Origin of the sequence: Thermomonospora cellulosilytica (assembly GCF_014138835.1) — a bacterium.
Lineage (GTDB): Bacteria > Actinomycetota > Actinomycetes > Streptosporangiales > Streptosporangiaceae > Thermomonospora > Thermomonospora amylolytica.
This window is the reverse complement of sequence record NZ_JACJII010000001.1, coordinates 6,432,212-6,448,638: the sequence shown is the minus strand read 5'-3', so window position 1 is coordinate 6,448,638 and position 16,427 is coordinate 6,432,212. Positions and strand designations below refer to the sequence as shown.

17 protein-coding genes are annotated in these 16,427 nt (G+C 72.9%); 13 read left to right on the top strand and 4 right to left on the bottom strand.

Annotated features, from left to right (window positions below):
- The first annotated feature begins 193 nt into the window (after positions 1-193).
- Together HNR21_RS30440 and HNR21_RS30435 are read left to right on the top strand one after the other, a co-directional pair.
- Positions 194-1,084, top strand: coding sequence for a dioxygenase family protein (locus HNR21_RS30440; protein ID WP_182707850.1), 891 nt, complete (start codon positions 194-196; stop codon positions 1,082-1,084).
- Positions 1,085-1,240: 156 nt separating this feature from the next.
- On the top strand, positions 1,241-2,137 hold the full coding sequence (locus HNR21_RS30435; RefSeq protein ID WP_220500361.1) for an IclR family transcriptional regulator: 897 nt from the start codon (positions 1,241-1,243) through the stop codon (positions 2,135-2,137).
- Between the two features lie 165 nt (positions 2,138-2,302).
- Here the strand turns inward: HNR21_RS30435 and HNR21_RS30430 are convergent, their stop codons facing one another.
- Complete coding sequence (locus HNR21_RS30430; protein WP_119729194.1) at positions 2,303-2,860, bottom strand: flavin reductase family protein; 558 nt, start codon at positions 2,858-2,860, stop codon at positions 2,303-2,305.
- A gap of 210 nt (positions 2,861-3,070) precedes the next feature.
- Between HNR21_RS30430 and HNR21_RS30425 the strand changes: the two genes are divergently transcribed.
- Genes HNR21_RS30425 through HNR21_RS30410 form a run of 4 tightly spaced genes read left to right on the top strand, consistent with a single transcriptional unit; the run spans position 3,071 to position 7,833 of the window.
- On the top strand, positions 3,071-3,940 hold the full coding sequence (locus tag HNR21_RS30425) for an alpha/beta fold hydrolase (protein ID WP_182707849.1): 870 nt from the start codon (positions 3,071-3,073) through the stop codon (positions 3,938-3,940).
- Positions 3,937-5,601, top strand: a complete 1,665-nt coding sequence (locus tag HNR21_RS30420) for an FAD-binding protein (RefSeq protein WP_182707848.1) — start codon at positions 3,937-3,939, stop codon at positions 5,599-5,601. The genes HNR21_RS30425 and HNR21_RS30420 overlap by 4 nt, the downstream gene beginning before the upstream one ends.
- The gene (locus HNR21_RS30415; RefSeq protein ID WP_182707847.1) at positions 5,598-6,623 is read left to right on the top strand and encodes a ferredoxin--NADP reductase; all 1,026 of its coding nucleotides are present in this window, start codon (positions 5,598-5,600) and stop codon (positions 6,621-6,623) included. The genes HNR21_RS30420 and HNR21_RS30415 overlap by 4 nt, the downstream gene beginning before the upstream one ends.
- A gap of 25 nt (positions 6,624-6,648) precedes the next feature.
- Positions 6,649-7,833: an acyl-CoA dehydrogenase family protein gene (locus tag HNR21_RS30410; protein WP_182707846.1), complete on the top strand. Its 1,185-nt coding sequence runs from the start codon at positions 6,649-6,651 to the stop codon at positions 7,831-7,833.
- Here the strand turns inward: HNR21_RS30410 and HNR21_RS30405 are convergent.
- Positions 7,830-9,323, bottom strand: a complete 1,494-nt coding sequence (locus HNR21_RS30405; protein WP_182707845.1) for a serine/threonine-protein kinase — start codon at positions 9,321-9,323, stop codon at positions 7,830-7,832. The two genes, HNR21_RS30410 and HNR21_RS30405, sit on opposite strands and share 4 nt — an antisense overlap.
- Positions 9,324-9,421: 98 nt before the next feature.
- On the opposite strand from HNR21_RS30405, the gene HNR21_RS36185 reads away from it, so the two are divergent.
- The 3 genes from HNR21_RS36185 to HNR21_RS30395 all read left to right on the top strand — a co-directional run bounded on the left by HNR21_RS36185 (position 9,422) and on the right by HNR21_RS30395 (position 11,414).
- Positions 9,422-9,553, top strand: a complete 132-nt coding sequence (locus HNR21_RS36185; RefSeq protein WP_281402069.1) for a hypothetical protein — start codon at positions 9,422-9,424, stop codon at positions 9,551-9,553.
- 452 nt (positions 9,554-10,005) lie between these two features.
- Complete coding sequence (locus HNR21_RS30400; RefSeq protein WP_182707844.1) at positions 10,006-10,299, top strand: hypothetical protein; 294 nt, start codon at positions 10,006-10,008, stop codon at positions 10,297-10,299.
- A gap of 368 nt (positions 10,300-10,667) precedes the next feature.
- Positions 10,668-11,414 carry a hypothetical protein gene (locus HNR21_RS30395; RefSeq protein ID WP_182707843.1) on the top strand — a complete coding sequence of 249 codons (747 nt, stop codon included), beginning with the start codon at positions 10,668-10,670 and terminating at the stop codon, positions 11,412-11,414.
- A gap of 20 nt (positions 11,415-11,434) precedes the next feature.
- Here HNR21_RS30395 and HNR21_RS30390 read toward each other — a convergent pair whose 3' ends face one another.
- On the bottom strand, positions 11,435-11,770 hold the full coding sequence (locus tag HNR21_RS30390) for a TraR/DksA family transcriptional regulator (RefSeq protein WP_182707842.1): 336 nt from the start codon (positions 11,768-11,770) through the stop codon (positions 11,435-11,437).
- 157 nt (positions 11,771-11,927) lie between these two features.
- Complete coding sequence (locus HNR21_RS30385; RefSeq protein ID WP_182707841.1) at positions 11,928-12,266, bottom strand: TraR/DksA family transcriptional regulator; 339 nt, start codon at positions 12,264-12,266, stop codon at positions 11,928-11,930.
- 394 nt (positions 12,267-12,660) lie between these two features.
- Between HNR21_RS30385 and HNR21_RS30380 the strand changes: the two genes are divergently transcribed.
- The 4 genes from HNR21_RS30380 to HNR21_RS30365 all read left to right on the top strand — a co-directional run bounded on the left by HNR21_RS30380 (position 12,661) and on the right by HNR21_RS30365 (position 16,426).
- Positions 12,661-13,623 carry a sensor histidine kinase gene (locus HNR21_RS30380; protein WP_182707840.1) on the top strand — a complete coding sequence of 321 codons (963 nt, stop codon included), beginning with the start codon at positions 12,661-12,663 and terminating at the stop codon, positions 13,621-13,623.
- A complete protein-coding gene (locus tag HNR21_RS30375; RefSeq protein ID WP_182707839.1) occupies positions 13,620-14,276 on the top strand; it encodes a response regulator in 657 nt (218 codons plus the stop codon). Before HNR21_RS30380 ends, HNR21_RS30375 begins: the two co-directional genes overlap by 4 nt.
- Before the next feature lie 219 nt (positions 14,277-14,495).
- Positions 14,496-15,239 carry a hypothetical protein gene (locus tag HNR21_RS30370; RefSeq protein ID WP_182707838.1) on the top strand — a complete coding sequence of 248 codons (744 nt, stop codon included), beginning with the start codon at positions 14,496-14,498 and terminating at the stop codon, positions 15,237-15,239.
- Positions 15,240-15,433: 194 nt separating this feature from the next.
- On the top strand, positions 15,434-16,426 hold the full coding sequence (locus HNR21_RS30365; RefSeq protein ID WP_182707837.1) for a sigma-70 family RNA polymerase sigma factor: 993 nt from the start codon (positions 15,434-15,436) through the stop codon (positions 16,424-16,426).
- Position 16,427 lies beyond the last annotated feature (1 nt).

The window sequence follows — 16,427 nt, the reverse complement described above, 5'->3', positions numbered from 1 at the left end:
GGCGGGTGCGTCCTTGTCCGTCGACACCTTTGTGGCCGGAGCGGTGCTCCGGCTGGCCGGGCGTTTTGCCTGGTGCCTTGATCGGGTCCGGGTTTGGCGACTGGTCGTGGCTTTCGGGGCGGGGAAGGGCGGCGACTCCGGTGGGGTGGGAACGTTCACGGTCGTGACCGGACCACGGGGAGGCGGAGGACGGATGGGCGGAGACGGTGGCGGGCCGCCGGAGCCGTTCGGGGTGGAGCGTTCGGCCGAGATCGTCGCCGGAAGCTTCGCCGATACGGCGGATCCCCGGCTGCGTGAGGTGCTGATGGCGCTGGTGCGGCATCTGCACGCGTTCGTCAAGGAGGTCGCGCTCACTCCGCGGGAGTGGGAGGCGGCGATCGGCTTCCTGACCGAGACCGGGCGGATGTGCACCGGCACGCGGCAGGAGTTCGTTCTGCTGTCCGACGTGCTCGGGGTGTCGACGCTGGTCGACGCCCTCGACGGGCGGGCGGACGGAGCCACCGAGTCCACGGTGGAGGGGCCGTTCCACATGGTGGCCTCGCCGCCCCGTGCGCTCGGCGACAGCATCGACGAGCTCGGCAAGGGCGAGCCGTGCCTGGTCACCGGGCGTGTGGCCGACACCGGCGGCGTCCCGGTGGCGGGGGCGTCGGTGGACGTCTGGCAGGCCGACGCCGACGGGTACTACGACGTGCAGCGGCCCGGCGAAGTGCCGCCGCTCAACCTGCGCGGCCTGTTCACCGCCGATGAGGACGGCCGGTTCTGGTTCCGCACGATCGTGCCGCGCCACTACCCGATCCCCGACGACGGGCCGGTCGGAAGACTGCTGCGGGCGACCGGGCGGCACCCCAACCGGCCCGCCCACATCCACTTCCAGATCTCGGCGCCCGGAGTGCGCACGCTGACCACGCATCTGTTCGTGGCCGGTACGCCGTATCTGGACTCCGACGCCGTGTTCGGCGTCAAGGCCGGCCTGATCCGCGAGTTCGCCACCGTGGACGACCCGGTCCGCGCGGCCGAGATCGGCCTGCCCAACCCGTACCGCCGGGTCGACTTCCTCATCACGGTCGAACGAGTCACCGGGTGATCGACGTACAGGGGACCAAAAAACGTTCTAGTGCGCGGTCGGTCGCCGCGATCGTGTCCGGCCCGGAACCGGGGCGATGGAAGTCTTCACGGATCGCGGTGGCGTTGTTACATTGCCCAGCAGACGAGAATTCATTTCAGTCGTCTGGGAGGTGCGATGACCGGGCGAGCAGTGCGGCCGGCCGCGTCCGCGCGGACCGAACCGCCCCCGTCGATGGTGGAGCGGATGACCCTGATCCTGGACGCGTTCACGGGACGGTCGGCCCGGCTGACGCTGGAGGACGTGGCCCGGCACACCGGGCTGCCCCGCTCGACCGCGCACCGCATCCTCGACCAGCTGGTCCGGCAGCACTGGCTGGACCACAACGCCCACGGCTACGGGCTCGGGCAGCGGGCGCTGGGGCTCGGCGGCGGGGACGGCGGGCAGAGCCGGATCCGCGAGGTGGCCGCGCCGCTGCTGCACGAGCTGCAGATCACCACCGGGCTGGTGGCGCACCTGGCGGTGCTGGACGGGGCGGAGATCCTCTACCTGGACAAGGTCGGCGGACGGCTGGCCACCTCGGTGCCGTCCCGGGTCGGCGGCCGGGCCCCGGCGCACTCCACCGCGCTGGGCAAGGCGATCCTGGCCTGGCTGGAGCCCGAGCGGGTCGACGCGCTGCTCGGCCCCGAGCCGTACCGGCTGACCAACCGCACCATCGGCGACCTGGGCACCCTGCACCAGGAGCTGCACCGGATCCGGCGGCGGCGCGGGCTGGCGTTCGAACGCGGCGAGTCGTTCCCCGGCATCGCCTGCGTGGCGGCGGCGATCCGCGGCGAGGAGGGCCCGGTCGCCGGCCTGTCCCTGGTCGGCGACATCCGCACCCCGCTGGAGAACGTCGCCCCGCTGGTGGCCGCCGCCGCCCGCGAGGCCTCCCTGACCCTGTTCCCCGGCTCCGGCGCGTCGGCACGCCGCGCCAGGACCCGCCGCCCCTGCCCGGCGCCGCCGCCGGAGGCCACCTGGTCCCCGGAGACCATGAACCGCCTGCTGGCCCTCGACGCCCGCACCTGGTTCTGAACGCGCGCCGGACCCGATGGGGCAGGCCCGGGAGGAGGGGAGTCGTCCCGGGCCTGCGTGGGGGACGGTACCAGGGGAACGGGACGGCGGGAGCCGCCCGGCGAGATCCCCCGAGAACGCGCCGGTCGGTTGTCGTGGAAGCCGCGGGAGTCGCGGGAACGGCGGTCATCCCCAGCGGTCGGCCCTGGACCAGGGGTCGGGGGCGATCGGGGCGTCGGGCTCGTCGATGCCGAAACGGCTGCGGAAGAAGATCATCGGGCGGTGTTCGTCGGCCACGCGTTCGATCGCCAGCACCTGCCCGATGACCACGTCGTGGTCCCCGGCCGGGTGCACGGCGTGCACGGCGGCGTGGACCCGGACCAGCACGCCGGGCAGGGCGGGGGCGCCCCACGGCGAGACCTCCCACTCCAGGCCCTCGAACCGGCGGCCCCGGGGCGAGCCGAAGCGTTCGCAGACCTCCCGCTGGTCCTCGGCCAGCACGTTCACGCAGAACCGGCCGGACCGCCGGATCCGCGGCCAGGACCGGCCCCGGTGGTCGGCGCAGAACAGCACCAGCGGCGGCTCCAGCGACACCGAGGCGAACGACTGGCAGGCGAACCCCACCGGCTCCCCGCCGTCCAGCCCGGTCACCACCGTGACCCCGGTGGCGAACAGCCCCATGGCCCGCCGGAATTCCAGCGAGTCGGGGCCGGTGTCGGTGGTGAGCGCTGGCTCGGCTGACATGGGTCACCTCTCGGGCTGGCCTCGGCACGGCCCTTCGACCGTAGGCGGCGGCCCGTGACGGCCGGTAAGCGGGATCCCGTTGAGCGGTAAGGAGCATCCCCGCGTCCCTCGCCCGTCGGGGCGCGTCCCGCTGATCGGGATGGGTCCGGCGACCTTGACAGGGCGCTGATTACGTTCCCGGCAACGCCACTCCCGACGGACTGAGGGACGATGACCACCGAGCTGACCCACGCGTCGACGTTGCGCGAACTCGCCACCGACCAGGGCGTGCTGCGTTACCACGAGGCGGGCGACGGCCCTCCGCTGTTGCTGCTGCACGGCTCCGGCCCCGGCGTCACCGGCTGGCGGAACTTCCGCGGCAACCTGCCGGCGCTGGCCGAGCACTTCCGCTGCCTGGTCCTGGAGTTCCCCGGCTTCGGAGTGAGCGACTCCACCGACCGGCACCCCATGGTCGCGGCCCCCCAGGCGGTGACCCGGTTCCTGGACGGGCTGGGCCTGCACCAGGTGGACGTGATCGGCAACTCGATGGGCGGGATCGTCGGCGTCCAGTGGGCGCTGGCGCATCCGGACCGGGTGCGCCGGCTGGTCACCATCGGCGGCATCGGCCCGAACGTCCTCAGCCCCGCGCCGGGGGAGGGCATCAACCTGCTGATGGAGTTCGTCGAGGACCCCACCCGGGAGCGGCTGGTCCAGTGGCTGCACTCGATGGTCCACGACCCGTCCCTGGTCACCGAGGAGATGATCGAGGAGCGCTGGCGGCAGGCCACCGACCCCGACACCCTCGCCTCCTCCCGCCGCATGTACGGCAGGGCCGCGGCGGCGGCCCGCGCCAAGATGACGGCCGCCTCCGACGCCCCGCCGTACTGGGCGATGCTGCACAAACTCAGGGCCCGCACCCTCATCACCTGGGGCCGCGACGACCGGGTCAGCCCCGTGGACATGGCGCTGCTGCCGATGCGGACCATCCCCGACGTGGAGGTGCACATCTTCCCCAACTGCGGGCACTGGGTGATGATCGAGCAGAAGGAGGCCTGGGAGCGCACCGTCCTGGCCTTCCTGACCCGCAAGGACGCCTCATGAGCGCCGCCGGGTGGGTCGCCGAGTACGACCTGGTGATCGTCGGCAGCGGCGGCGGTGGGATGACGGCGGCGCTGACCGCCCACGACCAGGGCCTCGAGCCGCTGATCGTGGAGAAGGGCAGGAAGTACGGCGGCAGCACCGGCATCTCCGGCGGCGGCATCTGGATCCCCAACAACCCCGTGCTGCGCAGGCTCGGCCACAACGACTCCCGCGAGTCCGTCCGCCGCTACCTCGACCAGCTCACCGGCGGCAGGGTCCCCGGGGAACGCCTGGACGCGTTCATCGACAACGGCCCCGCCGCGATGGAGCTGCTCTGCCGGAGCAGGTGGATGGAGTTCTTCTGGACCAAGGGCTACTCCGACTACCACCCCGAGCTGGAGGGCGGCCGTCCCCTGGGCAGGTCCATCGAGCCCAAGCCGTTCGACACCCGCAAGCTGGGCGAGGACGAGAAGTACCAGCGGCCCAACAGCATGAAGGGGCCGCTGGGCCTGTGGGTCACCGCCAAGGACTACCGCGACCTGGCGATGGCCAAGCGGACCTGGCGGGGCCGCCGCGCCTCCCTGGTCGCCGCCTGGCGGGTGTCGTCCAACCTGGTCCGGCGCCGCCACATGGCCACCGGCGGACGGGCCCTGGTGGCGCGGATGCGGATGGCGCTCAAGGACGCCGGCGTCCCGCTGTGGCTCCGGACCCCGATGACCGAACTGGTCACCGACGAGAACGGCGCGGTGACCGGGGTCGTCGTGGAACGCGACGGCGAGACCCTGCGGATCCGGGCGCGGCACGGGGTGGTGCTGGCGACCGGGGGCTTCGACCACAACCCCGAGATGCGCGCCAAGTACCTGCCCGAGGGCGGGCAGGACGACTTCGGCATGGGCGCGCGGGAGAACACCGGTGACGGCATCCTCGCGGGGGAGCGGCTCGGCGCGGCCCTGGACCTGATGGACGACGCCTGGTGGATGCCCGCCGTCCGCCACCCGGCCGGGGCGACGATCCCGCTGGTGTCCGAACGCGCCATCCCCCGCCAGGTGATCGTGAACGCCGAGGGCCGCCGGTTCACCAACGAGGCCGCCCCGTACGTCAACTTCGTCCACGACCAGCTCGCCGGCGGGCATGTGCCGTGCTGGATGGTGATGGACGCCAAGGCCCGCGCGCGTTACCCGTTCGCGCAGATCCTGCCGGGCGCGCCGATCCCGCAGGCGTTCTACGACGCGGGCATCGCGTTCAAGGCCGGGACCCTCGCCGAGCTGGCGGGCAAGATCGGCGTCCCGGCGGACGCCCTCACCGAGACGGTGGAGAAGTTCAACGCCCACGCCCGCGACGGCAAGGACCCCGAGTACGGCCGGGGCGACAGCGCCTACGACCGCTACTACGGCGACCCCCGGCTCAAGAACCCCAACCTCGACGTCATCGACACCGCCCCGTTCCACGCGTTCCGGATCGAGGTCGGCGACCTGGGCACCAAGGGCGGGCTGGTGTGCGACGAGCACAGCCGGGTGCTGCGCGAGGACGGCTCGGTGATCGAGGGCCTGTACGCCACCGGCAACACCTCGGCGTCGGTGATGGGCAACGAGTACGCCGGTCCGGGCGCGACCATCGGCCCGTCGATCGTGTTCGGCTACATCGCCGCCAAGCACGCGGCCTCCCGCGCGGGGCGGGCATGACGGTGCTGAAGGTGCGGGTCGCCGAGGTGGTCCGGGAGACCGCCGAGGCCCACACCCTCGTGCTGGAGCCCGCCGAGGAGGACCGGGACCGGTTCGCCTACCGGCCCGGCCAGTTCCTCACCGTCCGGGTCCCGGCGGGGGACGGTCACGTGGCGCGCTGCTATTCGCTGTGCAGCTCGCCGGTGTGCGACGACCGGCTCAAGGTGACCGTCAAGCGGGTCGCCGGGGGCCTGGGGTCCAACTGGATCTGCGACAACGTCGCCGAGGGCGACGTGCTGGAGGTGCTGCGGCCCTCCGGCACGTTCACCCCCGCGTCGCTGGACGAGGACCTGCTGCTGCTGGCGGCGGGCAGCGGCATCACCCCGGTGATGTCGATCCTCAAGTCCTGCCTGGCCGCCGGGCGCGGGTCGGTGACGCTGGTCTACGCCAACCGCGACGAGCGTTCGGTGATCTTCGCCGGTGAGCTGCGCGCCCTGGCCGAACGGCACGGCGAACGGCTGACCGTCGTGCACTGGCTGGAGTCGCTGCAGGGCCTGCCCACGGCCGCCGCCCTGCGCGCGCTGGCCCGCCCGTACCGGGGCCGGGAGGCGTTCGTGTGCGGGCCGGAGGCGTTCATGGATCTGGCGACCTCGGTGCTCACCGGGCTCGGCGTGCCGGCCGGGCGCGTCCATGTGGAGAAGTTCTTCTCGCTGTCCGGCGACCCGTTCGCCGAGCCGGAGCCCGACGACGCCGCCGACGACGAGGCCCCCGCCACCGTCGAGGTGGAGATCGACGGCGAGACCCGCACGGTGACCTGGCCGCGCTCGCAACGCCTGCTGGACGTGCTGCTGCGCGCCGGGGTCGACGCGCCGTACTCCTGCCGCGAGGGCTCCTGCGCCGCCTGCGCCTGCGTGCTGCTGGAGGGCGATGCCGAGATGGACGCCAACACCGTGCTGGACCGCCGGGACCTCGACGACGGGCTCATCCTCGCCTGCCAGGCCAGGCCGCTCAGCGACCGCCTCAGGGTCAGCTACGACGGCTGACCGCGACACCACGGGAGTTCAGGCCATGCGCAACCGCGTGCTCGACGAGATCATGGAACGCGCCGAGGAGATCCGCGAGCTGGGCCCGGTCGGCGAGCGGCTCGGCAGGCTGGACGACAAGGCCGCCGGGGTGCTGCGGGACGCCGGGGTGATCCGGCTGCTCCAGCCGGCCGGGCACGGCGGGCTGGAGGCGCATCCCCGCGAGTTCGCCGAGACGGTGATGGCGATCGCCGCCCTGGACGGGTCGGCCGGATGGATCGCCGGGATCGTCGGCGTGCACCCGTGGGAGATGGCGATGGCCGACCCGAGGGTGCAGCAGGAGATCTGGGGCGAGGACCCCGACACCTGGATCGCCTCCCCGTACGCGCCGATGGGCATCGCCCGCCCGGTGGACGGGGGTTACGTCTTCAACGGGCGCTGGCAGTTCTCCTCGGGCACCGACCACTGCGACTGGATCTTCCTCGGCGGGATGCTGGGGGACGCGGACGGCAGGATGGCGCAGCCGCCGCAGGCCCTGCATCTGATCCTGCCGCGCTCGGACTACGAGATCGTGGAGGGCTCCTGGGAGGTCGCCGGGCTGTGCGGCACCGGCTCCAAGGACATCGTCGTCCGCGACGCCTTCGTGCCCGACTACCGCGTCATCCCGTTCGCCAAGGTCATCGACGGGTCCGCGCCCCGCGAGGCGGGGCTGACCAACCCGACCTACCTGACCCCGTTCTCCACGGTGTTCCCGCTGGGCATCACCGCTGCCGTCATCGGCATCACCGAGGGGGCGCTGGCCTGCCACCTGGCCTACCAGCGCGACCGCGTCCAGATCACCGGCACCCGGATCAAGGACGACCCGTACGTGCTGTACGCGATCAGCGAGGCCGCCGCCGAGATCTCCGCCTCCCGCACCGCACTGATCGACAACGCCTGCCGCATGTACGACAAGGCCGCCGCCGGTCGGGAGATCACCTTCGCCGAACGCGCCGCCGGCCGCCGCGTCCAGGTCCGCGCCGCCTGGCGCGCCGTGCAGGCCATGAACGAGATCGTGGTCCGCTCCGGCGGCAACGCCATGCGCCGGGACAACCCCATCCAGCGCTTCTGGCGCGACGCCCACGTGGGCCTGGCCCACGCCATCCACGTGCCGGGCTCGGTCTACCACGCCTCCGCCCTGACCGACCTGGGCGTGGAGCCCCCGCCCGGCCCCATGCGCTCGATGATCTAGAACGTCCGGTCCAGGGCGAGGACGGCGGCGCGGCGCAGGGCCCGGCGGTCGGCGTCGGAGACGGTGGAGGCCGAGCAGGAGGCCAGGGCGAGGACGTTGCCCCGGCGGGCGACGACGATGACCCAGCCCTCCTCGGTGACGCCCGCGCAGCTGTCCTCGCCGCCGACGGCGGCGTCTCCGGTGGCGGCCGGGCCGGTGCAGCCGAAGTCGGTGCCGCCCCGGATCGCGTTGCGGGCGTCGGTGACGCCCTGTTCCGGGTTCCGGGTGTTGTAGAGGTTGAGCTGGATCTGGAACGTGTTCTTGGGCGGGAACCGTTCGGTGCCGAACGCGCACAGCTCCCAGCGGCCGTACCCGTCGTCCTCGCCCTGCGGGATCCGCCGGCCGAGGGCGGCCCCCATGGCGCGCAGCACCTCCCGGCCGTTCCCGTCGTCGTAGATCGTGCACATGTCGGGCAGCGTCGTGACGTACGGCGGATCGTTCCGCGGCCCGCCGGCGTCCTCCAGCAGCCGCGCCCCGACGAGGCCGCCCAAGGCCAGCACCGGCACCATCACCAGCGCGAGCATCGCCAGCAGCACCGGCCACGCCCTGCGGGGCCTGGGCTGCGGCAGGACGGTCGGCTTGAAGTGCGGATGCGGGGTCCAGGGCGGGGGAGCGGGCGGCTGCGCGCCCGCCGCGGTCTCCGTCCCGGCGGCCCCGTGCCCCGTGAGCCGCGAGACGACCTGTTCGGCGGTGGGCCGCCGCGCAGGGTCCTTGGCCAGGCACGCCGCCGCGATCGAGCGCAGCGGCTCCGCCATGCCCGACAGGTCCGGCTCCCCGCTGAGGATCTGGTGGAACAGCGCCTGCACGCCGTCCCGTGCGAATGCCGGATGCCCGGTCGCGGCGAACACCATCACCGCGCCCCAGGCGAACATGTCGGCCGCCGCCGTGACCTGGTCGCCCTCGATCTGCTCCGGCGCCATGTAGGCCGGGGTCCCGATCGGCCCCTGGGTGAGCGAGGAGGCCAGATCCACCTCTCGGGCGATCCCGAAGTCGATCACCCGCGGCCCGTCCGGCCCCAGCAGCACGTTGTGCGGCTTGAAGTCCCGGTGCACCACCCCGGCCCGGTGGATCGCCGCCAGCGCGGTCGCCGTCGCCACCGCCAGCCGGTCCAGCGCCGCCCCCCGCAGCGGCCCGCCCGTCTCCACCGCCCGTTGCAGCGACGGCCCGTCCACGTACTCGCTCACCACGTACGGCGGCGTCGCGTCCAGCCGCACGTCGAGGATCGGCACGGTGCAGAACGGCGCGACCCGCCGGGCCGCCGCGACCTCCCGTTCCATCCGCAGCCGGGCGGCCGGGTCCAGCCCCCGCAGCACCTTGACCGCGACCCGCCGCCCGTCGGCCCCGCGCCCGAGATACACCACGCTCTGCCCGCCCTCGCCGAGCCGCCCGGCGATCTCCCACGCCCCGACGGCCTGCGGATCCCCGGGCCGCAACGGCATGACGACGGACATGCGGGCTCCTCACCTGGCGGACGTGCCTCCCTTCTACCGCATTCCGCCCGGAACGTCCGCGAATGCGGATCCATGGCCGTTGGTTATACGAGCATGTATTGGACGCCGTCGCCCCGGCACGGCCGGTGGCCCTGTTCCTGCTCGGCTACGCCTGGAACCTGTGCTTCGTCGCCGCCCTGACCACGCTCACCCAGCTCCGTCCGCGGCGTGACCTGCGAACGGACCGCTGAAGCCGGAAACGGCTCGTCCCCCATGCGGCGCATGCGTTCGGGGACAGAGCCGGTACCGCTTCATCCCCGTCACCACCGCCAACGGCGTGCCCCTGGACTTCGCCGACGCGGGCGCCGGGCCGATCACCGCCCGGCACTGCGCGTTCCCGCTTCCCGAGGCGGAGTCCGACGCGGCGTTCGACCGGCTCGGGGCGCGGCCGGGGTGTCCTGAGGGTTGGGGTCGTCTTCCCTGGTCCAGCGAAGATGTGAGTTTCCTTCGGGTACTGCCGGGGCGTTTTGTTCCTCCCTGGTGATGTCCGGTACGTGGTGTCCGATGAATCTTGACCCGGTTGTCACCGTTCAGTCAGGAAACGGTACGGCGAAGGGCTGCTTACCACTCTCTGTGTGGAGATATACACCCAAAGTGATCCCAAGAGAAGGTAAAGGCACCCGAACGTAGTGGAGGGATCACGATGCGAATGTTCTCCCGGATCGCCGCGACCACCGCCGTGGCCGGCTCACTGACCGCCGCGGGCCTGGTCGGCCTGTCGGCGCCCGCCCACGCCGACGCCGCCGACTGCGTGGCCTACCTGGCCTCCGTGAACCAGTCCAGCCTCCTGCGGACGGCGTTCTGCGAGGCCACCCAGACGGCGGCCCAGACGGTGTCCCCCTCGGTCGCCGAGAGCGCCTGCCTGCTGCTGATGGCGGTGACCGGGCTCGGCCAGACCGACGCGCAGCAGGCCTGCAACAGGGCCGTCGCCCCGTAACGCGCACCAAGGAAGACCCGCCGCGGCGACCCGGTGGCACGAGCCCCGGGCGCCGCGGCGGCCCCCGGCCGGCGCCGGGGCGGTGACAGGGCTGGAGCACCGCCCCGGCGCCGGCCGTTGACGTCCACCGGTTCCCACCCGGCACCGCGGACGAGGCCGGCCGCCGGGAGGGAAGCGGGCGGGGCCGGTCGCCAGGAGGGGAGTACAGGCGACCGGCCCCACCTGCGACGGGACACCCGATGCCCCGCCCCGCCCTGAGCAGGCCGGTCCCGGTCGGGTGGGCCGGATGCGGCCGAGGTCTGGGCGGCACCGGACTTTTCTGTGATCATGGGCCTCCGTACGACGACGTGCAGAGGGCGGGAGGGGCCGTGATCCGATTCGCCGTTGTGGCCGGGGTGGTGCTGGGCGCGGGGCTGATGGCGCCGGGCGCCTCCGCCCAGGAGGTCCGGGACGTCCACGTCAAGGAGAGCGAGGGGCGCGTCGCGGCGGTCGGGCCGGGCTTCACGCTCAAGCTGACCAGGCACGGGATCACCACGAACGTGGTGGACGAGGAGTTCGGCGATCCCGCGACCGGCAACGAGATCGTGCGGCAGGTCATCGACCTGGCCGGGCGCACCTTCCGGCCGTTCGTCTGCGAGAACGGCACGTACACCATCAAGTCGGGCACCTTCGAGCGCACCTGGCGGTTCTCGCTGCTGGAACGGCGGCCCGCGCCGTATCCGGAGCGGTTCCACGCGGGATTCCCCGGCTTCGTGACGCCGTTCCTCGGCGAGTTCGACGCCACCGTGACCGACGAGACGGGCGAGACGCTGCGCGTGCTGATCTCCGACCTGGCGTACGAGGCGCGGACGGAGAACGGCGGATTCCGGGGCACCTACCCCATCCACGGGTTCGTGGTGGACCAGAAGGGCAAGATCCGGGACCGCATCTCGCTCTTCGGCCGCTTCCGCTCCGGGCCGGGCGGCGCGAACGCCGCGTACTGGATCGAAGACCGCGGCACCTGCCACCAGACGGCCGACCTCGGCTGGGGCGAGCCGAACACCGACCGTGTGGTGGTGACGGGGCCGCTGCTGGTCCTCCCGTTCAACTCCCCGGTCATCACACCCAGGCGATAGGAGCCGGACGGCGATCGCCGTCACCCGGCGTGTTCCCGGGCGCATCGGGGGCAGTGGCGGGCCAGCGGCCGCAGCTTCAGATGGGCGAAGGCGATGGGGGCGTCGCAGGCCCGGCAGCGGCCGTAGTCGCCGGTCGCCATGCGTTCGAGGGCTTCCTGCAGCTCGGCGGCCTGCGCCTCGGCGAGGGTGATCCCGGCGTACAGCGCGGTGCGCTCGCCGGCGGGGCCGGTGTGGTTCCGCAGCTCGGCCAGCAACCGGTCCAGCTCGAGGCTGCGCCACAGCAGCCGGCCCTGCAACTGCTCACGCAGGGCCTGCAGTTGCACGCTGGACAGGTGACCTCGGGCGTCGAGCGGCATGAGGGACCTCCTTCACGGTCGGTGCACGTGGGCGCGACCGATGCTCCGCGGATGCGGGCCGGGGCTCGTACGGCCCGGGGGCGAGCCCGGCAGGAACGGCGGCGAGGCCCGCCCCCGGCCGCCCGGCGCGTCCGGTCACCGGCGGCGGGCCGCACGATCAGCGCCGCCGCTGCTGGCACCGCACGCAGAAGCGGGCGTAGGGCAGGATCTCCAGACGGCCCTCGGGGATCGGCTCGCCGCAGCCCTCGCAGATCCCGTAGACGCCGCCGTCCAGACGGGCCAGGGCGGCGTCGACCTCCTCCAGGGTCTTGCGCAGCGTGTCGAACCGGGCCAGCGCCGCCTCGTCGGAGTGCAGGTCGCCCTGGTGCTCCAGAACGGCCAGCTCCGCCGTCCGGGTGTGGCGCTCCTGCTCCAGCCGCTCGCGGGCCTGCCGGGCGGCAGCACCACCCGGCTCGTATCCGCCGGCCGTACCGCGCGTGGCGTCGTTCACGGTCATCGCAAGGGCTCCCTTCGGGCACCGCCTCGGTGCCGGGCATTCGAAAAGCCCCCCACGTCGTTGTGGAGGGCCTGCGTCGCCGGCGTCCGGCCGCGGAGACGCGGACAGGGGCCCGGACGCCGGCGACGCGGATCGGGTTCCGGCTTCCCTGTCCACCATGAGCGGGCGAGGCGGCGGCCACCATCGGGGACGACCCCCATTTCCCGGCGGCCGACCATGTATCCGCAGGCCCGCCCGTTCCCCATGGGCACGGATTCATCGGTGCCGCACCGGATCGACCGGCACGCCGGGGCGGCTGCACGATGGACGCATGAGGGCGCCTACCGTGGATGAAGCGCCCGCACCCCGGCCGGCCGGGGCCGGAGCGGACGGCGATGACGGGAGACTGCGCGCGGTGCGGCTGTTCTGGCGGGTGTTCTGGCTGAACGCGCTGGTGGGCGCGGTCGCCACCGTCCTGCTGATGGTCGGGCCGTGGACGGTGTCGGCCCCCATCCGGCTGATCGAGGCGGTGGTGCTGCTGGCCGGGCTGGCGGCGATGCTGGCCGTCAACGCCGCCCTGCTGCGCTGGGGGCTGGCGCCGCTGGACCGGCTCACCCGGCTGATGACCACCGTCGACCTGCTGCGTCCCGGCCAGCGGCTGCCCGTCACCGGCACCGGCGAGGTCGCGGCGCTGATCGACACGTTCAACCAGATGCTGGGGCGGCTGGAGGCCGAGCGCGGAGCCAGCAGCGCCCGCGCCCTGTCCGCCCAGGAGGAGGAACGCCGCCGCATCGCCCGGGAACTGCACGACGAGATCGGCCAGAGCCTGACCGCCGTGCTGCTGGAGCTCAAACGGCTCACCGACCGGGCCCCCGAGCCGTTGCGCGAGGACCTGAGGTACGCCCAGGAGACCACCCGCCACAGCCTGGACGAGGTGCGCCGCATCGCCCGCCGGCTGCGCCCCGACGTGCTGGAGGACCTCGGACTGGTCAGCGCGCTCGCCGCGCTGGCCGGCCAGTTCACCGCCCACACCGCGCTGCGCGTCCACCGGGACCTGCGGCCCGGCCTGCCGCCGCTGACCCCCGACACGGAACTGGTGCTCTACCGGATCGCCCAGGAGGCCCTGACCAACGCCGCCCGACATTCGGGCGCCACGGCGGTCGAGCTGAGCCTGGCCCCTGCCGACGGCGGCGTGCTCCTGCGAGTCGACGACAACGGCGAGGGAACGGGCGACGTCCCCGAAGGCGCCGGGATCCGTGGCATGCGCGAACGCGCCCTGCTGGTCGGCGGGGAGCTCACCATCGGAGCCCGCCCCCAGGGCGGCACCCGCGTCTCCCTGTACGTGCCCACCGGCCCCACCGGCGAGGAACGACCATGACAGCCACCCGCAAGACCCGCATCCTGCTGGCCGACGACCACGCACTGGTGCGCCGGGGCGTCCGGCTCATCCTGGACGGCGAACCCGACCTGCAGGTCGTCGCCGAGGCCGGGGACGGCGCCGAGGCCGTCGAACTGCTCCAGGAGGTGGAGGCCGACCTGGCCATTCTGGACGTGGCCATGCCCCGGATGACCGGCCTGCAGGCGGCCCGCGAACTGTCGCGCCGGCACCCGGACCTGCGCCTGCTCATCCTCACCATGCACGACAACGAGCAGTACCTCTTCGAGGCCCTCAAGGCGGGCGCCGCGGGCTACGTGCTCAAGTCCCTGGCCGACCGCGACCTGGTGCAGGCGTGCCGGGCGGCGATGCGCGGCGAACCGTTCCTGTACCCCGGCGCGGTCACCGCCCTGATCCGCAGCTATCTCGACCAGGCCCGCCAGGGCGGCCCCCTCGACTCGCCGCTGACCCCCCGCGAGGAGGAGATCCTCAAACTCGTCGCCGAGGGCCACTCCTCCAAGGAGATCGCCGACACCCTCGTCATCAGCGTCAAGACCGTCGAACGCCACCGCGCCAACATCCTGGCCAAACTCGGCCTCAAGGACCGCCTGGAGTTGACCCGCTACGCCATCCGCACCGGCCTGATCGAACCCTGACCTGCTACCCGCTCACAGCGCGATCGGCGGCGACCTGTCCAGCCGTCGCAGACCCGTCGCGTACGAAACGTCGGATAAACAGCCGGACTTCTGGGAAACGGGTTTTTCCGGAGCCGGGGTGGTCACGTGCACGCGCACCGGCGATGCCCGGGGCGGCATCGCGCGAACGGCCGTTCCCGGGGCGGTCTCATCAGCGGTGGAATTCACCGTCCGCATTCCATGGAGACAGGGCCGAAAACCGAGTTCCGGGCGACCATGCCAGATATCCGTTATCGCTTGACAGTGCGGACGGGGTGCCCAACGCTCGTCGGCGTGAACACGTCAGGATCCCCCGGCCGGCAGGGGCGGCAGGGAGCGCCGGACCCTCGGCGATCCCGGCGCGACACCATTCTGGGATTCACCGATCACCAGGTCATCGGCGGTCTGCTGGTGGCGATCATCGTGGGCGTCGCGGGCTTTGCCTGGGCGAAGATCGATCCCGACGTGCAGAAGGACAAATCCGGACCGGGGGCGAATACGCCCTCGCCGATAGTTGATTCTCCTCCCACCCCTGACCCGCGGTCGGAAGCGCGGGTGCGGTGGCGTGGATTCGTCGAACTGCCGCTGGCGGCCAACGTCCCCTCGGACGTCGGGCTCGATCTCGACGGCGAGTCGCCGACGCTCGTCGGCGCGCAGGACGATCTCCGCGGCGACAACCAGACCGCGCCCAAGGTGATCGTCTTCACCGGCCGTGTCGCTGAGGTGTCCGGTGACGTCGGCGGTCTCAGCAGGGAGGAATGCGAGCGGTCGCTTCCCCCGGGAGCGTCCCGGGAGCCGGTCTTCCTGCCCGTCTACCGGGGGAACGGCGTCAACGGGACCTACTGTTTCACCACCACCGAGAACAAGGTGGCGGCCTTCGCGATGGTGTCGGCCGACTTCCCGCTGCCGACCTCCGTGCGCATCGAGGCGGTCGTCTGGGAGTAGTGCCCGAGGACCGGCTGCACCGCGACGAGGTCGCCCGGCGGTCGCCCTCGGTCCCCGCCGACCGACTCTCACGAGTCGTTCCGTTCGGTCAGTGCCGGGTGGTCGATGCGTACCGCGGTGATCTTCTCCGAAGACGTCGGACCCGGCGGGTACGTTGGGCGGCGTCGGTGTCCGCGTGTCCGGGGGAGCACGGCATGGCGAGGACCACGAACGACGCGCCGGACCGGCTGCTGGCGGCGGCGCGGGACGGGGACGCGGACGCGTTCGGGCTGCTGGTGGACCCGTTCCGGGGAGAGCTGCACGCGCACTGCTACCGGATGCTGGCGTCGGTGCACGACGCCGACGACGCCGTCCAGGAGACGCTGGTGCGGGCGTGGCGGAGCCTGGACCGGTACGAGGAGCGCGGGTCGATCCGCGCCTGGCTCTACAAGATCGCCACCAACCGCTGCCTGACGATGATCGAACGCCGCGCCCGCCGGGAGCTGCCCGCCGATCTGAGCCCGGGGACCGTGCCCGCGACGGAGATCGCCTGGGTCGAGCCGTACCCGGACGAGCGGACGGGACCCGAGGACGCGGTGGTGGCCCGGGAGGGCATGGAGCTGGCGTTCGTCGCCGCCCTGCAGCACCTGTCGGGCCTGCAGCGGGCGGTGCTGCTGCTGCGGGACGTGCTGGGGTTCGGCGCCGCCGAGACCGCCGGCCAGCTCGACACCACGGTCGCCTCGGTCAACAGCGCCCTGCAGCGGGCCCGCAAGGTCGTGGACGGCATGTTCCCCGACGCCCGCCGGCGGGGCGCGCCGCGTTCCCCGCAGGACGCGGCCGTACGGGAGCTGGCCCGCCGGTACGCCGCCGCCTGGGAGAAGGGCGACGTGGACGCCATCGTGGCGATGCTCGCCGAGGACGCCAGGTTCTCCATGCCGCCGCTGCCGGAGTGGTACCGGGGGCACGCGGAGATCCGCGCGTTCCTGCTGGAGGGGCCGCTCAACCATCGGTGGCGTTTCCTGCCCACGACGGCGAACGGGCAACTGGCGTTCGGCACCTACATGTGGGACGAGGACCGGAACGCCTACCTGCCGAACGGCCTCGACGTGCTCGCGCTGCGCGGAACGCGGGTCGCCGAGGTCGTCGCGTTCCTGACCGCCGACCTGCCCGCGTTCGGCCTCCCGGAGAAAATCCCGGCCGGGCGATGAG

What these genes read in the sequence shown, in the direction of transcription:
- HNR21_RS30440 (WP_182707850.1), top strand. Translation starts at nt 194, where the DNA reads ATGGGCGGAGACGGTGGCGGGCCGCCGGAGCCGTTCGGGGTGGAGCGT.
- HNR21_RS30420 (WP_182707848.1), top strand. Translation starts at nt 3,937, where the DNA reads ATGAGCGCCGCCGGGTGGGTCGCCGAGTACGACCTGGTGATCGTCGGC.
- HNR21_RS30375 (WP_182707839.1), top strand. Translation starts at nt 13,620, where the DNA reads ATGACAGCCACCCGCAAGACCCGCATCCTGCTGGCCGACGACCACGCA.
- HNR21_RS30430 (WP_119729194.1), bottom strand. Translation starts at nt 2,860, where the DNA reads ATGTCAGCCGAGCCAGCGCTCACCACCGACACCGGCCCCGACTCGCTG.
- HNR21_RS30365 (WP_182707837.1), top strand. Translation starts at nt 15,434, where the DNA reads ATGGCGAGGACCACGAACGACGCGCCGGACCGGCTGCTGGCGGCGGCG.
- HNR21_RS30415 (WP_182707847.1), top strand. Translation starts at nt 5,598, where the DNA reads ATGACGGTGCTGAAGGTGCGGGTCGCCGAGGTGGTCCGGGAGACCGCC.
- HNR21_RS30390 (WP_182707842.1), bottom strand. Translation starts at nt 11,770, where the DNA reads ATGCCGCTCGACGCCCGAGGTCACCTGTCCAGCGTGCAACTGCAGGCC.
- HNR21_RS30405 (WP_182707845.1), bottom strand. Translation starts at nt 9,323, where the DNA reads ATGTCCGTCGTCATGCCGTTGCGGCCCGGGGATCCGCAGGCCGTCGGG.
- HNR21_RS30410 (WP_182707846.1), top strand. Translation starts at nt 6,649, where the DNA reads ATGCGCAACCGCGTGCTCGACGAGATCATGGAACGCGCCGAGGAGATC.
- HNR21_RS30400 (WP_182707844.1), top strand. Translation starts at nt 10,006, where the DNA reads ATGCGAATGTTCTCCCGGATCGCCGCGACCACCGCCGTGGCCGGCTCA.
- HNR21_RS30385 (WP_182707841.1), bottom strand. Translation starts at nt 12,266, where the DNA reads ATGACCGTGAACGACGCCACGCGCGGTACGGCCGGCGGATACGAGCCG.
- HNR21_RS30425 (WP_182707849.1), top strand. Translation starts at nt 3,071, where the DNA reads ATGACCACCGAGCTGACCCACGCGTCGACGTTGCGCGAACTCGCCACC.
- HNR21_RS30370 (WP_182707838.1), top strand. Translation starts at nt 14,496, where the DNA reads ATGGAGACAGGGCCGAAAACCGAGTTCCGGGCGACCATGCCAGATATC.
- HNR21_RS30435 (WP_220500361.1), top strand. Translation starts at nt 1,241, where the DNA reads ATGACCGGGCGAGCAGTGCGGCCGGCCGCGTCCGCGCGGACCGAACCG.